Source organism: Phaeodactylibacter sp. (assembly GCF_040219495.1).
GTDB lineage: Bacteria > Bacteroidota > Bacteroidia > Chitinophagales > Saprospiraceae > Phaeodactylibacter.
Genome location: NZ_JAVJSK010000156.1, coordinates 21,830 through 37,361 on the forward strand (window position 1 = coordinate 21,830; position 15,532 = coordinate 37,361).

Below are 15,532 nucleotides of genomic sequence, written 5' to 3' on the forward strand. Positions count from 1 at the left end.
ATTTATTCGATATATAATCTTAAAGTTTTTTTAAATCTTGAGCTAGCTAAAAAAAGGTGGCCCGGCGGGCCACCTTCCTGGTTATAACTTGAGCTCAGGGATAGCAAAGTACTTATGCAGGAACTGGTCAAACTCTTTGAGTAAGCCTTTGAAGTACTGCCGGAAATTCCGCACCTCCAGGAAAGCGGTTTCGAGGTTTTGTCTGGAGACTTCAACGGCTTCGCGCAACTGCTTGTAGAGCCGCTGCAGATTGAGGCGCTGCAGGAGGAATTGATTCTGGAAGTGTTCCACCCGTGCACGGTCTTCCGTGCTTTCTGTTTTCAGTAGCACCTCTTCGAGGCTCCACTCACAGTTACGGATTTCCTGCTCGTAGAACTGAATTTCTTTGAACCAACTTCTTAATGTATAATTATCCTGACGCTTGGAATAGGTTGCCATAGTCCGAACTTTTTTTGCAGCACTGCTGCAGATTTGATGATGAATAGGTGCGGTGCACCAAATTGACCCTTCAAAAGATCAAATCAACACCTGATCGTAAAAAAGTAAAGACTGATTGACAATATATAAAGGTAAGCTGTACGGGTTTGGAGATACGGGCTTGAGCCACGCTACCTGATGGGGCAGTGCTTCGGCAGAAAAGATCAGGTTTTCCGGTAAGCTACCGTTTCCCGGGCCGTCATCCGGCAAAACCGGCTCCCACTGCAGGGTATCCGAATGAGTGTCTAAGCCAAAGGAACCACTGAAGTACTTGATCACGCAACATCCGCCGGTATGAGTCGGAGCGAGTACTCCGCTGATCGGGCTGCTGGCAACTGCGGCTAGCGACAATAGGGAAATGATGTTGCGTAAGGTCTTCACCCAATGAATTTTATACTACTTCACCCGAACTTTTATGGGTTATTCGGGATGATGTTTTGCGAACCCACTATAATAACCCCTTTAGCTATGGACTAGTTGCCTCTCCCAAAAACATTAAGACTTGCCTTAACGCTTTCTTAACAGCCCTCTTCTTACCTTAATCAAGAGCTGCAAATAATTAATTCCAAATTAACGTCAGGTTGTAGCGTTTGCAGAAAAATAAGCCTACCTTTGCGCCTTCTTTGCCAGAACACTACAATTGGCAGTACTTTAACTTGAATAACATGGATATTAGAAATATCGCCATTATTGCACACGTTGACCACGGTAAGACTACCCTGGTAGACAAAATGATCGTCGCAGGTCACCTTTTTGCTGACCACGAGACACCGGGCGAGCTCATCATGGACAGCAATGACCTGGAGCGGGAGCGCGGCATCACTATTTTGTCTAAGAACGTGTCCATCACTTACAAAGGCACCAAGATCAACATCATTGACACCCCTGGTCACAGCGACTTTGGGGGTGAGGTGGAGCGCGTGCTCAATATGGCCGATGGTGTACTCCTCCTGGTTGATGCCTTTGAGGGGCCGATGCCACAGACACGGTTTGTCACTCAAAAAGCGATCGAACTGGGCCTGAAGCCAATCGTAGTGGTCAACAAAGTAGATAAAGAAAACTGCACGCCCGATGAGGCACAGGAAGCAGTTTTTGACCTGATGTTCAACCTCAATGCTACCGAAGAACAGCTGGACTTCCCCACCGTCTATGGCTCTGCCAAATTCGGATGGATGAGCCACGACTGGCGGGAGCAGACGGACAACATCACCCCCCTCCTTGATTCCATTCTGGAGCACATCCCACCACCCACTGTTTCAGAAGGTACGCCACAGCTGTTGATCACCTCACTGGACTTCAGCAAATACATTGGCCGTATTGCCGTTGGGCGACTGCAGCGGGGCAGCCTCAAATCCGGGCAGCCAGTATCAGTGGTCAAGAAGGACGGTAGCATACAAAAGAGCCGCATTAAAAACCTCTACTTGTTCAGTGGTTTTGAGCGCGCAGAAGTAGACCATGTGGAAGCAGGTGAGATCTGCGCTATCTTTGGCATAGAAGGTTTCGAAATTGGTGATACGATTGCCGACTTCGAAAACCCGGAGGGCCTTCCAACGATTGCGATTGATGAACCGACCATGAGCATGGTCTTCACCATCAATGATTCTCCGTTTTTTGGTAAAGAAGGCAAATATGTGACTTCCCGTCACATCAAGGACCGCCTTACCTCCGAGCTGGAGCGCAACTTGGCTATGCGGGTAGAAGAGACCGGCTCTGCCGACACCTTCCGGGTGTACGGCCGTGGGGTACTGCACCTCGCTGTCCTCATCGAAACCATGCGCCGCGAAGGCTATGAGCTACAAATCGGTCAGCCTCAGGTTATCACTAAGCGTATTGACAACGTAGCTCACGAGCCGGTGGAAGAACTGACCATTGACCTCCCGGAAGTACAATCGGGTACAGCTATCGATATGGTGACCCGCCGCAAAGGCATTATGCTCTCTATGGAGCCTAAAGGAGACCGGGTACAGCTCCGTTTCGAGATCCCCTCCCGGGGCATCATCGGGCTGCGGAGCCAAATGCTGACCGCAACCGCAGGTGAAGCGATCATGAATCACCGCTTTCTGGAATTCCAGCCTCACAAAGGTGAAATCCCGGGCCGCACCAACGGCTCTCTGATTTCCATGGAAACCGGCACGGCTATCCCTTACAGTATCAACAACCTACAGGACCGGGGCAAATTCTTCATCACTGCGGGTGATGAGATTTATGAAGGCCAGGTCGTTGGAGAAAACACCCGCCCGGGCGACCTTGTGGTCAACCTGACGAAGACCAAGAAGCTCACGAACATGCGCTCCTCCGGAGCAGATGACAAAATGAAGCTGGTCCCGCCAAAAGTGTTCACTCTCGAAGAGGCCCTGGAATACATTCAGGAAGACGAATACGTAGAAGTGACACCGGAATCTATCCGCTTGCGCAAAACCCGGCTCAAGGAGCATGAGCGGAAGCGTGCGAAGAACAAAGCACTGGCATAGCCAAAAACTAGTAAAGCAGAAATGGGAGATCGGAATCAATTCCGTTCTCCCATTTCTAATTTACCACTCCCCCTTCCTCCTTAGTCCACCACCAGATGGCGTTCCACGCGCTCGTAAAAGCGGGCAGCATCCTCCCCGTAGAGCCATCGGACCACATTATGTGACCAGATGTCAGTATGTTGCTTGCGGGTGATGATCTCCTCCTCTACCGCCAGGTCCAGTAGTTTGCCCGGATAAGAAGATTGATGCTCATTTTTCATTTCTCCGAGCGGATAGGGGTCATCGAGCCCCAGAATGATCTGGTCCGTTCCTCCCTGCCGCCGGATCATCAACTCCAAAGAGTAGACATCATGTACCAGCGTATCGAAATAGATATTGGGGTGCCCCAGCGCTTTACGTGGGCGCGATTTACCTTCAAATAAGTCCGGCCGGCCATCGAAGCCCTGTACCCGGCGCCCCAGATTGACGTGATTGAGCTGCCCGCCGTGCGCGAAACAGACTCTGATATCCGGGTACTTGTCGTATAAGCCATTGAGGGTATAAAAGTGATAGGCATCGGCGCACTGTGCCAGCATCCAGATCAGGTGGAAGCGCCAGGCGGTATTTTCGAGCAGGATGAACTTCTCTCCGTCGTAGGGATGGATTTCCAGTGCCAGTTTGTAATGATTAGCCAGCTCCAGTATGGGTTCTGTCTCTTCATTGAAAATCACATTCCAGCGGCCCGTAGAGTCCATGTAATGGGTAGGCAGGCACAGGACTTGCAGGCCAAGCTCTTCCACACAGCGCTCAATCTCCCAAAGCGCCCCCTGAGTGAACCCCGCATGCACTACAAAGCCACAGGTGAACTTTTTGGGATAATCTTGCTGAATCCTGGCATTGAAGTCATTTTGGAAGCGAAGCGCCCGCTTCATGTGCTCCCACTTCAGCCCATTACCGTACAGCTGCGATAAGCTGAGGATAACGGCGTGGTCGACATGGCTTTGCTCCATCCACTCCAGTTTCTCATTCAGGAAAAAACTAGGGTCCGTAACCGGGCGCTGCCAATTTTTTTGGCGCATAAATTTACGGTCCTCATCAATCCAGAAGATTTCTTTTTCCCGCATAAAAGCAGGTATCTCATTGGGGTAAGGCAACAGGTGCCCATGGCCATTTATCCTCATATCATTCGTCCTTTGGTGCGCCCTCTAAAGGTACGAATTTTGACCATCTTCTTGCACTGGGGCTACCGGTCTCCCCCTGCACGGTGCTCAATATAAGCCCTCAGGTCTTCCATTTGCTGATGCGATAGTTTCTCCAGTGTGTAATTGGGCATGTAGGGCTTACTGCCAGGCACAGGGGAAGTCCCATACCGGCCTACCTGATAAACCGAATACTCGGTATACTTCGGGAAGTGCTTTGCCAGGTGCTGAAAGGTCAGTTTGGAGTCATCCAGCCGGAAAAACGAGTAGCGTTCGTTCTCGTGGCAGTGCAGGCAACTCAGCTCATACACGAGGCGGCCGTTTTCGAGGTCGGTTTTATCTACCGGATAACCCGCTTTTCGGTCTTCAGGCGGTGCAACAAAGGTGGCGGGCGACCCTGCCAGGTACCTGGACTTGATCAACTGAATAGCGGCGGCCTTCTCCCCTTCTCCTGCCAGCGCCTGATTGATGGTTACCTTTTCTTTATCCGACAAGATCAGATCATCCATTCTGAGCCCGATGGTCCAGAGGTAAGCCAGTACAGACTCCATCTCCCAGGGTTCCAGTGCCCGGCCCTGCGAGCACTCGGTAGCACAAAGCTGAATGGCTTCCCGCAAATCGTGGCGGGCAGGTTCTACCAGGCTACCGTATTTCTGCTCGTAGTCACCGTTATAAAAACTCGTGCGGTTGACGGCACCATACAGGGCCGTACCCTGTAGAAAAGGCAAGCCGTTGTCCCTGACGTATTCAAGGCGGGCCTGAGGGTCGGACACGCTCAGGTCCGGGTCTTCCCGCTTTATATTATGACAGGCGGTGCAGACATAGTGCTTACTCTGTTTACTGGCTTTGCCACCATCCGGTGCCGTTGCGAAACCCGTTAGCATGATGCCCCTACCGGCCTCTACGGAAACACCCGCCAAAGTGGTGTCGGGATAATGTGCAGCCGGCTGATCGCCTAATCGCAGCAGCACATCTGCCACAGCGTCTTCGGGGCGCAGGTCATTGAGTGTAGGTGTATGCTGTACCGCCACAAAAAAACTGGTTGCCAATAAGGTCGTGAATAGTAGTTTATACATAGCGATAGCGAAAGTTATAAATTGAATAAGCGGGAGATGGTAAAACCAAAACGGAATTCCCCATCCAGCCAGTTGGAAGTGGTGTAGGGAATGAAGTCCGTTTCCATAATGCCCGTCGCATTCGTGAAATTGAGCTGAAAGAGGTGGCCTCCGGAGTCGATTTCCAGCCCCAGCCCCAGCGCAGGGTAAAAGCCATTTTCTGAGGTACGGTAATCCGAAAAAGGCAGGGTCACATCGGCAATGATACCAAATACCCGGCTCAACTGCAGCCGGGTGCCCAGGCCAAGGGAAAACAGACCGTTCTCATCCTGAAAAGCGACTACATTCCGGTGGGTATACCCAGGTGTGAGCTGCAGCGCAATGCGGTCTGACAGGCGGGAGGCAATCATCAACTGCCCGTGGTAGGCCATACGATGGGAGAAGGAAGAAAAATTACGGATGATGTCCGGGTTGTCCGCGATGCGCTCAGCGGTTGAAGCTGCCGCGACGCCCCAGAACGTTAGGCTCACCGGAGCGCCCCCTTTACTTTGCTGAAGCAGCGCGTACTTTACCGTTCCATTGAGCACTTGACGTAGCCCCGCCTGCCCATCAGGTAAAGCGCCAGCCCCTTTGGTCCGAAAAAAGCCAAGGGTCAGCTTGTCCGTAGCGCCGTACTCCGCACCGATCATGACATCAGTAGCCTGCTCCAGTCCATAAAAAGTAGACCACCCGCCATTATCGCCCAGCAGGTCACCAAAACGGTGCCCAATACGCACATCCAACCGGCGTTTGGACAGGGTTTCGACCGACTGAATATTGACCAGGCGGCTGTCTTTAAAGGTTTGAGTGCCTCCTTCCTGTGCCAGCGCCGGAATGGCACAACAAAACAGGAAAAGCACTACAAAAATCGGGATATTCTTCATTGGGTGTCAGTTTGCAATATTTTCTAATTTATTCCGGATAGCCACTATCAAGCCAGCACTCTATCAGGTCGAGCTGCTCCTGCGTAAGGTCTTTAGGCCGTCCCTCCGGTGCATAATCGGGTGGCATGCCCTGATTAGGATCATCCTTGAGTTGCAGGACGCGGGTACGTAAGGCCCCACTCTCAATATTCGGCAGCAACCCCTGATAGGAATCATAGACGCCCGGCGCGGTGCCATCTAAATGGCAGCCGGAGTAAGCACAGGTTTCTTCAATGATTTGGCGGATTTGCGGGTCATAGGCCGGGATCGTATCTGTACAAGTGCCTGCAATCATAGGTTCCGGCAACTTATCAGATGTACAGCCGCTGTAAAGTACCACGCTGCAACAAGCCATTATGGCCAGGGAGATATAAACTTTCATCATGTTATTCCGTGTAGGTGTTTGCACCGTTTCAACATCAAAACTGTAAAATTGATGTAGCCGGAGTGCTTTTCTCAGAGAAGTACGTAGATTTCCCTCTTCCAGTTGCTTTAGTCAGGAATTAAATTAGTCTTTTGAACTAACAAATACCCTTAATTGTATTTAGACTATGTTTGGATTCTGCCCTTTGGTCTGCCTCAGGGTGGGTCGCTACGGACAACAGTTCCACACAGGAATCTCGCGTCAGCCTTTTGCTACCCTCAGCGCCGCTACCGCACTTTTCGGCACGCGGTGCGAAGGTTAAAAACGGCTTTGTGAGCCCCTATGCGGTCCATTTCCGGCTTCAAAAGCAAAGTCCCAACACGCATTAAGGCTAATTTATTCAAAAACAAAAAATAAAAACAACAATATGTATCCTGCAGAACTTACAGCGCCGATGGCCAAAGACCTGACTGAATATGGCTTCGAAGGTCTTCAATCCGCAGAAGCCGTCAGTGAGGTGCTCAGCCAGAAAGAAGGCACCACACTGATTGTCGTCAATTCTGTATGTGGTTGTGCGGCTGCTAATGCCCGTCCGGGTGCCAAATTGGCCGCGCAGCACGAAAAGACGCCAAGTAAAATGGTTACCGTTTTTGCCGGCGTGGATAAAGAGGCGACTGCCAAGGCACGGGAGTTCATGGCTCCTTACCCGCCATCCTCTCCTTCCATCGCCTTGTTTAAAGATGGCAAACTCGTGCATTTCCTGGAACGCCACCATATTGAGGGTCGTTCTGCTGAAATCATTGCCGAGAACTTAAAGCTGGCATTCGACCGCTATTGCTAAATGTGACAAGGTACCGCGCCAAATAATTTTGACGCGAAAAAAGCCCCGAAGTGTAATGCTTCGGGGCTTTTCTGTTTCGCAACTTTTGTTGAGAGCGTATTGGGACTTTAGTAATCGGTTTGCTTATACTTCGTCCCGAAAATCCTAATTTAGCTAAGGCTAAACTCCGATTTTCGCGCTTCTGCCTGCCTGGCAAACCCGTTTGGCAGGCAAGTCGTCTAACCAAAAAATGGCTAGTTTCCGGCTAGAAGACCAAAATCCCAACACACTTTAAACCTAAGGCGCTAAGCGGGACAACGCCCAGTCGCCACCTTTTTCCAGGTTGTACAAAATGCGGTCGTGCAAACGGCTGCTCCGCCCCTGCCAAAACTCAATACGGTGCGGTACGACCCGATAGCCGCCCCAATGTTCAGGGCGGGGGAGGGCGTCTGCTTCTGCATATTCCTGCTCCAGTTGTTTCACCTTTTCTTCCAACAACTCCCGAGACTCAATCTGCGTGCTTTGGGGTGAAGCCCATGCCCCGATCTGACTACCCTTGGGCCGGGACTGAAAATACCGCGCCGATTCTTCTGCAGCCAATAGCTCTACGCTCCCTTCAATACGCACCTGACGCTGCAGCTCGTGCCAGAGAAAGGTAAGAGCGGCGTGTGGATTAGCTTGCAATTCCTGCCCTTTGCGGCTGTTGTAGTTGGTATAAAAAACGAAACCTCCATCTGTGACCCCCTTGAGCAATACGATTCGTGCGGAAGGCACGCCGCTAGCCGTAGCTGTGGATAGTGTCATGGCGTTAGGCTCAGGCACTTCAGCATTCAATGCCTCCTCAAACCACTGCTGAAACTGATGGACAGGGTTGGGGCTAACTTCTTCCATTTCTAGTGTATGCGCAGAGTAGTCTTTGCGAAGTTCTTCAATTTTGCTGTTGACCGGCATGTGTTTTTGAATAAAGAACAAAAGAAGGGTATAAGTGTTGAGGCTACTCATTTGAACTCGGGTGTTGCAAAAAAAAACCCTGTCATACAAGATGACAGGGGTCTAACGATAAACAAACACTATGAACAACACTAAGATCTTTAGAGTCAGGTGAGTGAGGTAAAAAAGCCCCCGAATACTCGGGGGATACGATTACAAAAACTATGAACAAACACTCACCCGACTCAGATATTTTTAACGCAGATTATGCGTAATCCTCTTTTTTAAAGTTTGTTAGGTCTTTCCCTAACGATTACAATACAAATATCAGGCATTTTACACAGGGTTCGAACGACTATAGCTCAAAAAATGTGACATAGCAACTAAACAACAACCGCGAGTAATCTACCACCCTTTTCTGCAAAACCCCTTGTTGTAAAGGCGTTGCTGAAGAAAGCCTATACAAAACACTAGCGTCACCTGACAAAAAGATAACAAATAGACAGGCTGAAAAAGAGTACAACTAGTGCGAATAGTCCGAAATATCACGACGTTTTTCACGCCTAAAAGCCTTGGATTTACTGAATTCTCATGCTCAGATACTTGCGAAATAATCCACAAGACGATAAATGTCTTTGCGCCTAATTTTTCTGCCCGGCATATCTTTGCTTACCTGTCTTAATACAACAGAGTTTATGAACGTAAATATTGTGTGCCCCTGAATCATCTTTTCCGCCAGCTCTGCATCACGTCTGCCTGTGTCTCGTCGCCTGTGGGCTCTGGCCACCGAAGACCGAAGTATTGACACGCAGGCAGGTTCTCACCTTCGTATACGCTCCTCGGGTACGATAAGTGATTTTTGACTTTTTCTTTTTGCGCCCTGCGGCGTTAATCGAGGTTCCGGGTGCTCTTGGATCTGACAAAAAAACCTTGATTCATAGTCTATACAAAACCTACTCTAACGTTCATCCGCAAGAAAAGTGCATACCATCCGGAATAAAGAGTAAAAGCCCGTTGCAGTGTACCACACTGCAACGGGCTTTAGTTGGCTTTAGCAAGCCACTTACTTTAGAGTATTTTTGGAGGAGCACTTCTGCTGATAACCAAAGGGTTGTGAACTATCGTTTGCTCCAAACACGCTCTAAACTGCGGATGGTGTAGTCTGCCTGCCAAAGGCTTTCATGACCCCCACTTTCAATCGGTAAGCCAGGTAATACATCGCCGGCACCACAATCAACGTAAGGAAAGTTGCAAATACCAGCCCGTAGATTACGGTCCAGGCCATAGGGCCCCATATAGCGGTATTGTCCCCTCCAATGAAAATCTGCGGATCCAAAGCCGTAATCAGCGTAAAGAAGTTGAAGTTGAACCCAACTGCCAGCGGCACCAGCCCCAATACGGTAGTAATCGCGGTGAGCAATACCGGCCGCAAACGGGTTGCCCCACCCAAGACGATGGCTTCCTTCATATCTTCCGGCGACAGGAACTCGTTTTTGGAATAGCCCAGCTCCTCCTGCTTCCGGTTCACCAGGATGTTCGTAAAGTCAATCAATACGATAGCGTTGTTAACAACAACCCCGGCCAGGGAGATAATCCCTACCCCCGTAAAAATCACGGATATATCGCGCCCGCCGAAAGCATAGCCCAGAAACACTCCGATCGTACTAAAGAGTACCGACAGAATGATAATAAAAGGCGAGGCCACGGAGTTAAACTGCGCAACGATGATCAGGAAGATAGAAAACAGTGCAACCCCAAATGCTGTATACAGGAAGTCCAAATCCTCTGCCTGCTGTTGCTGTTCCCCGGTAAACTCGTAGGTGAAGCCTTCCGGCAGATCGTAAGTGGCCATCCAACGGTCTATTTCAGGAATAATCTCGTTGGGGTAGTACCCTTCCAGCACGTTCGAATAAATGGTGATCACCCGGTCCAGGTTTTTCCGCTTAATCGAGCTGTAGGTCGAAGTGAACTTGATATTGGCCACTGCAGATATAGGCACCTCGGAGATCTGCCCGGTTGCCGGGCTTCGGAAAGTGATCCGCTGATTGAGCAAGTCATCAATATCATAGCGGTACGCTTCATCCAACCGGATAAAAATGGGGTATTCGTCTTCCCCCTCTTTGAACTTGGACACCTCTTTCCCAAAGACCGCCGTACGCATCGTATTTGCAATATCGAAAGTAGACACTCCGTAGCGGCGGGCTGCTTCCCGGTCCACATTCACAATCAGCTCCGGCTTACCGATCTTAATATCCGCCTGCAGCTCCTCAATCCCTGGAATGTTTTTGGAGTTGATGTAGTTAATGACATCCTCAGAGAGGATCGCCAGTTGATCAATATCCTCGCCCTGTATTTCCAGGTTAATCGGCTTACCGGCATTGGGGCCATCCGCATTTTTGTCAACGGTAATCTTCACGCCAGGCACGCCGCGTACGCCTTCCCGTATGTCTTCCATGGCATCAAAGGTGGATAATCCCCCTCGGTCTTTGGAGGGTACAAAGGAGACGGTCAGTCGTGCCTTTTGAGGAGAAGCACCGGGCTCCGGTGGTCCATTAGGGTCGGATGTATTCTCACCGATCTGCGTTAGTACAGCTTCCACTATTCCGCGATAGGGCTCGATTGCTGTGTTCACCCTTTGCTCTACCTGTTGCACCGCTTCGTAGGTGGCATTGATATCCGTGCCCAGTGGTAAGTCGACGAAAACGTTGACGTACAAGGGATCTGCCGAAGGGAAAAATTCGACCTTAGGCATATTGGTTGCCAGCAGCGCTATGGCCGCGAACAACAGCACGAAAGTTCCACCAAAAATGACGCCCGGTACATTCAGCGCACCACGGATGAACTTATCATACCCATGCTCCAGTACTGGCAGGAAGTTGTTTTGGAACGCAAACGCCGCAGGGCGGAGCAGGAACCAGTTGAGCAGCGTTACGATCAGTGCTATGCTCAACAGGTTGCGCCCTGGCTCAAAACCGGTGAAGTGGAAGACAACCGCCAGGATCAGCATGACACCGGCACCGATGAGCACGTTGGTCTGACGCCGCTTGCGCACCACCGGGTCATCAGCACGCTCATCTACCTTCATGAAGCGGCTGGTGAATACGGTATTGATCACCAGGGCCACAATCAGGGAGGAGGTCAGCACAATAATCAGGGTGATGGGCAGGTATTTCAGGAACTCGCCCATAATGCCCGGCCAAAACGCCAGAGGCAAAAATGCAGCCAGTGTTGTAGCCGTAGAGGCAATAATGGGCATGGCCACTTCGCCGGCTCCGTATTTGGCAGCGTCCCAACCATCGTACCCGCTCTGCATATAGCGATAGATGTTTTCCACCACCACAATCGCATTATCCACCAGAAGCCCCAGCGCCAAAATAAGCGCAAAGAGCACAACGATATTCATCGTCACACCGGTCAGCGACAGGAACAGAATACCCATCAGCATAGACAGTGGGATCGCCAGCCCTACAAAAAGGGCATTGCGCAAGCCCAGGAAGAACAACAGTACCACCACCACCAGAATCACACCGGAAATGATACTATTTTCCAGGTTGCTTACCTGATCACGGGTATTGACGGATTGATCATTGAACAGGCTGATTTTGAGGTCTTCGGGCAACTCCAGGCGGGCGTTGTCCACAATCACCTTAATCTTATCAGAAGCATCGAGCAGGTTTTCGCCCTGCCGCTTGATCACATCCAAAGAAATAACCGGCAACCCATCTGAACGGGCTATACTGGTCGGGTCCTTGTAGCCAAAAGTGACATTCGCAATTTCCCGTAAATAAATCGGGCGCTGATTTTCACTCTTGACGATCATCTCTTCCAGCTCGGATACACTTTCAAACTCCCCCTTCACACGGATGGCCCGGCGGAAGTTATTACTGAGCAGTTCACCTCCGGACATGGTAATGTTCTCGGAGGAAATCGCATTCTCAATATCACGGAAAGTCACCTGCATGGACTCCATCTTCGGCAGGTCTATATCTACCTTGACCTCCCGCTCACGGGCTCCTTTAAGTTGCACCTCAGAGATCTCATCGAGTGTTTCTATTTCATCCTGCAGGAATTCTCCATAGCTGCGAAGCTCATCGTTGGCATAATCACCTGCAATATTGACGGTAACAATAGGGATTTCCGAAAGATTGATATCCAGTACCGTTGGGTCCTGATCCAAGTCATTCGGTAATTCGCTCTTGGCTTTATCCACAGCGTCTTTCACCTTACGGACGGCATCGTCCAGGTCCATATCCGCCGAGAATTCAGCAGTAATCACGGAGTAATCCTGAATGGAAGTAGACTTGATGTCCTTGATACCGGTGATCGACTGCAGCTCCTTTTCGATGGGCCGGGTGACCAGGTTCTCGATATCAGCAGCAGAGTTACCAAAGTAAGGAGTGTTGATATATACTGTAGGCCAGTCGACCTCCGGGAACTGCTCTTTGGGCATATCCTGGTAGGACTGAATGCCGAAAATCAAGATCATTAGCGTGAGGATGAACACGCTTGTCCCGTTATCTACAGCAAGTGTAGACAAGCTAAACTGCCGTAATTTATCTTTTTGCTTTATTTCTTCAGCCATGTGGGTGTATTTTTTGTCAGCCTCCAGGGGTTCGGAAAACCAAACAACGGTGCTATCAATTTAGTGAGTGCTTAACCTTCTTGCTTAACTTCTACCGGCTCGTTGTTGGCCAGGCCACGGGCACCCTGCATAATAAGAGTTTCTCCGCCTTCCAGCCCTGAGTTGATGACAATACGGCCATCGTAGGCATCTCCGGTCTTTACGTACACCTTGCGGGCGAAGGTGCCGGCTTTCCCGTCTTCCAGAATATAGACATAGTCTTTGCCGCCCACTTCCTGCTGTACCATCTCCAATGGGATGGTCACCACATCTTTAGCTTCTTTATCCTTGATGTACATGGTAGCCAGCAGGTTGGGCTTAATCAGCCGGCTGGAAGCCACGATACGCGCCTCTACGTCGAAGGTCCGGTTGGAAGGGTCAATCGTCCGGCCAATCAGGGTAACCGTAGCCATCTGCTCTTCATCCAGCGCCGGGAAAGCGATTTTCACCCTTTCACCTTGCTTGACCGCGCGCAGGTAAGACTCCGGCACATCCGCTACTGCTTTCAGGCGATTGGGGTTGAGTAACTGCACAATCGGCATACCCGGAGAGGCCAGTTCTCCACTCTGTAGGTACACGTCTTCCACTACCCCACTCGCTGGTGCGTACACCTTAGACTTTGTCATTTGGAACTCCAGGGTCTCCATGGTTTTCTCCATTCGCTCTTTGCTGTTCTTAGCTTCCAGGTACTGGATTTCCGAGCCGATATTTTGGTCCCAGAGCCGTTTCTGGCGTTCGAAGACGGTATTGGTCAGCTCCAGCGACTTCTCCAGTTCAGCCATTTGCTTGTCCAACTGCTCCAGATCGAGCTCGGCAATGAGCTGCCCTTTGCGCACGTTGTCCCCTTCTTCTACCGTAAGGTTGAGGATACGCCCGGCCACTTCACTGGTCACGTTGAGGTAATCATCAGCGGCGACGGAAGCCTGTATCTCGACAAAGTGCATAAAATCAGTCCGTTCTACCGGAGCTGTAGTAACGAGTTTGCGGTTTTTCGCTACCATGTTCGGGTCCTGCTTTGCAACAGCTTTCTCCAGCTCTTCGACTTCCTGGGTCAGACGGCTGAGTGAGCTGCGCTTCTCTTTGAGCAGTGCGCGCTTTTCTTCTAAAGATTCGGGCAATTCACCTGCTTCATTGGCAGCAGACTGGCAACCTACAGCTACCGTCATTAGAAGGGCGACAATCGGGATGATGTATTTCATGATCTGATATTGGTGTTTTCGTAGATTAATTTATTGGCCGAGCGCCATCTCCAGGCGCGCCTTAGACTGCAGCACATCATAAAGGGCCTGCATGTAGTTACTTTGAGTGGTGTACAGGCTTTGTTCGGCCTGGGTGACTTCCAGGCTGGAGCCTATCCCTTCGCGGTATTTGATCTGGGCTGTTTCATAAATGCGTTCTGCCAGCTTAATGTTTTTTTCCTGGTTGCCGAGGCGGCTCGATGCATTACGGAAGTTAGTCCGCGCATTGGCGACTTCGAGCCCGATGCCACGGACCAGGTCTTCGCGTTGGTTCCGGGCTTTTTCAAGATCCAGCTGCGCCCGCTGTATTTTGGCTTTTTTGTTGAAGCCATCAAAAATAGGCACGCTCATGTTGAGCCCCACGTAGGCAGAAGGGGCCCAAAAGCCCGTTTCGAAATCGTCACCCTGGTATTGCTGCTGTGCTGCACCAAAGGCCCGGAGGCTGGGCAGATAGCCTGCTTTATTGAGTTTGACATTCAGCTCATTCATACGGATCGCCTGGTCAATCAGTGCGACCTCAGGGCGGGTGGCGGGGTTGGCTTCTTCACTCAGCAATACTTCTGCCTCCGTAGCCATCGCATCAAGGTCATCAGAAACCACGAGTGGCGCATCAACGGGGAAACCGATGGTATACTTCAGGTTGGTGAGTGAAACGTCCTTCTGCCGCACCAGGTTTTCCCGCTCAATGCGAAGATTGGAAAGAGACAGGTCCTGCCGGTCGATATCCAGCTGCTCCGCGAAGCCAGCTTTGTAGAGCTCCCGGGTTTCAAACAGCAACTGCTCCAGGTTTTTGATATTTTTTTCAAGTAGCTCAATGTTTTCCTGCACGAGCAATACCGGCAGGTAAGCCTCGATGACGGCGTTCTCCACCTCCCGTTGCGCAGTAGCGAAGTCCCGCAGAGTGTACTGCCGGTAAGCGCGGGCAGCTTTGAGGGCTACGAAGAAGGAGCCATCAAAGATCATGGCGCTGACATCAATCCCAGCGGTGAAGTTATTACGCAGGAAGAACGCGATCCCTTCATCACCGCCACCGGTGTTTCCGGAAAACGACTGGTCTACCGCCATTTGGGTCGGTTCGGACAGTTGATCGTAAAGGTCAACAGCCAGCGCCTGCCCGAAGAGCCCGAAAATATCAAATCCTTCAGGCAGTGGCTGACGGGGTACAGCCAGATAGTGCTGGTAATTTAATGAGCCATTGACTTGCGGCAGCCCGGTAGAACGCCGCTCAACGATCTGCTCCTCTGCATCAGCAATAGCAATCTGGGCATTCTTGATCTTGAGGCTGTTTTCCAGCGCGTAGTCAATAGCATCGTCTAATGACATTTGTACAGCTTGTTGCTGTGCCCATACGGGCAGCGTCAGCAGCAGCACCAAAAGGGTCGAGTGAATCCTTATTTTCATTACTTGTGCTATGGT

At 50.7% G+C, this 15,532-nt stretch carries 12 protein-coding genes; 2 read left to right on the top strand and 10 right to left on the bottom strand.

The annotated features are described in order from the left end of the window. Positions 1-81: 81 nt before the first annotated feature. Together RIC19_RS25275 and RIC19_RS25280 are read right to left on the bottom strand one after the other, a co-directional pair. Positions 82-438, bottom strand: coding sequence for a hypothetical protein (locus tag RIC19_RS25275; protein WP_350181178.1), 357 nt, complete (start codon positions 436-438; stop codon positions 82-84). 78 nt (positions 439-516) lie between these two features. Continuing rightward, complete coding sequence (locus RIC19_RS25280) at positions 517-858, bottom strand: hypothetical protein (RefSeq protein WP_350181179.1); 342 nt, start codon at positions 856-858, stop codon at positions 517-519. Between the two features lie 284 nt (positions 859-1,142). Here RIC19_RS25280 and typA point away from each other — a divergent pair, with 284 nt between their 5' ends. After that, a complete protein-coding gene (typA, locus tag RIC19_RS25285; RefSeq protein ID WP_350181180.1) occupies positions 1,143-2,948 on the top strand; it encodes a translational GTPase TypA in 1,806 nt (601 codons plus the stop codon). A gap of 80 nt (positions 2,949-3,028) precedes the next feature. Here the strand turns inward: typA and RIC19_RS25290 are convergent, their stop codons facing one another. The 4 genes from RIC19_RS25290 to RIC19_RS25305 all read right to left on the bottom strand — a co-directional run bounded on the left by RIC19_RS25290 (position 3,029) and on the right by RIC19_RS25305 (position 6,528). Further along, on the bottom strand, positions 3,029-4,108 hold the full coding sequence (locus RIC19_RS25290) for an amidohydrolase family protein (protein ID WP_350181181.1): 1,080 nt from the start codon (positions 4,106-4,108) through the stop codon (positions 3,029-3,031). 62 nt (positions 4,109-4,170) lie between these two features. Further along, positions 4,171-5,202: a cytochrome c gene (locus tag RIC19_RS25295; RefSeq protein WP_350181182.1), complete on the bottom strand. Its 1,032-nt coding sequence runs from the start codon at positions 5,200-5,202 to the stop codon at positions 4,171-4,173. 14 nt (positions 5,203-5,216) lie between these two features. Beyond that, positions 5,217-6,104 (bottom strand): DUF5777 family beta-barrel protein, encoded by an 888-nt coding sequence (locus tag RIC19_RS25300; RefSeq protein ID WP_350181183.1) that lies wholly within the window; start codon positions 6,102-6,104, stop codon positions 5,217-5,219. 28 nt (positions 6,105-6,132) lie between these two features. Further along, entirely contained in the window at positions 6,133-6,528 is a 396-nt protein-coding gene (locus tag RIC19_RS25305; RefSeq protein ID WP_350181184.1) for a hypothetical protein, read from the bottom strand. Positions 6,529-6,934: 406 nt separating this feature from the next. On the opposite strand from RIC19_RS25305, the gene RIC19_RS25310 reads away from it, so the two are divergent. After that, on the top strand, positions 6,935-7,348 hold the full coding sequence (locus RIC19_RS25310; RefSeq protein ID WP_350181185.1) for a BrxA/BrxB family bacilliredoxin: 414 nt from the start codon (positions 6,935-6,937) through the stop codon (positions 7,346-7,348). A 276-nt stretch (positions 7,349-7,624) separates the two neighbouring features. Here RIC19_RS25310 and pdxH read toward each other — a convergent pair whose 3' ends face one another. The 4 genes from pdxH to RIC19_RS25330 all read right to left on the bottom strand — a co-directional run bounded on the left by pdxH (position 7,625) and on the right by RIC19_RS25330 (position 15,517). Next, positions 7,625-8,278, bottom strand: coding sequence for a pyridoxamine 5'-phosphate oxidase (pdxH, locus tag RIC19_RS25315; RefSeq protein ID WP_350181267.1), 654 nt, complete (start codon positions 8,276-8,278; stop codon positions 7,625-7,627). A 1,120-nt stretch (positions 8,279-9,398) separates the two neighbouring features. Then, a complete protein-coding gene (locus RIC19_RS25320) occupies positions 9,399-12,839 on the bottom strand; it encodes an efflux RND transporter permease subunit (RefSeq protein WP_350181186.1) in 3,441 nt (1,146 codons plus the stop codon). Between the two features lie 71 nt (positions 12,840-12,910). Beyond that, positions 12,911-14,077 carry an efflux RND transporter periplasmic adaptor subunit gene (locus RIC19_RS25325; protein ID WP_350181187.1) on the bottom strand — a complete coding sequence of 389 codons (1,167 nt, stop codon included), beginning with the start codon at positions 14,075-14,077 and terminating at the stop codon, positions 12,911-12,913. A 30-nt stretch (positions 14,078-14,107) separates the two neighbouring features. Beyond that, a complete protein-coding gene (locus tag RIC19_RS25330) occupies positions 14,108-15,517 on the bottom strand; it encodes a TolC family protein (protein ID WP_350181188.1) in 1,410 nt (469 codons plus the stop codon). Positions 15,518-15,532 lie beyond the last annotated feature (15 nt).

Bases quoted from the DNA above. Each gene is read 5' to 3' on its own strand.
- RIC19_RS25275 (WP_350181178.1), bottom strand. From the start codon at position 438: ATGGCAACCTATTCCAAGCGTCAGGATAATTATACATTAAGAAGTTGG.
- typA (WP_350181180.1), top strand. From the start codon at position 1,143: ATGGATATTAGAAATATCGCCATTATTGCACACGTTGACCACGGTAAG.
- RIC19_RS25290 (WP_350181181.1), bottom strand. From the start codon at position 4,108: ATGAGGATAAATGGCCATGGGCACCTGTTGCCTTACCCCAATGAGATA.
- RIC19_RS25295 (WP_350181182.1), bottom strand. From the start codon at position 5,202: ATGTATAAACTACTATTCACGACCTTATTGGCAACCAGTTTTTTTGTG.
- RIC19_RS25300 (WP_350181183.1), bottom strand. From the start codon at position 6,104: ATGAAGAATATCCCGATTTTTGTAGTGCTTTTCCTGTTTTGTTGTGCC.
- RIC19_RS25305 (WP_350181184.1), bottom strand. From the start codon at position 6,528: ATGATGAAAGTTTATATCTCCCTGGCCATAATGGCTTGTTGCAGCGTG.
- RIC19_RS25310 (WP_350181185.1), top strand. From the start codon at position 6,935: ATGTATCCTGCAGAACTTACAGCGCCGATGGCCAAAGACCTGACTGAA.
- pdxH (WP_350181267.1), bottom strand. From the start codon at position 8,278: ATGCCGGTCAACAGCAAAATTGAAGAACTTCGCAAAGACTACTCTGCG.
- RIC19_RS25320 (WP_350181186.1), bottom strand. From the start codon at position 12,839: ATGGCTGAAGAAATAAAGCAAAAAGATAAATTACGGCAGTTTAGCTTG.
- RIC19_RS25325 (WP_350181187.1), bottom strand. From the start codon at position 14,077: ATGAAATACATCATCCCGATTGTCGCCCTTCTAATGACGGTAGCTGTA.
- RIC19_RS25330 (WP_350181188.1), bottom strand. From the start codon at position 15,517: ATGAAAATAAGGATTCACTCGACCCTTTTGGTGCTGCTGCTGACGCTG.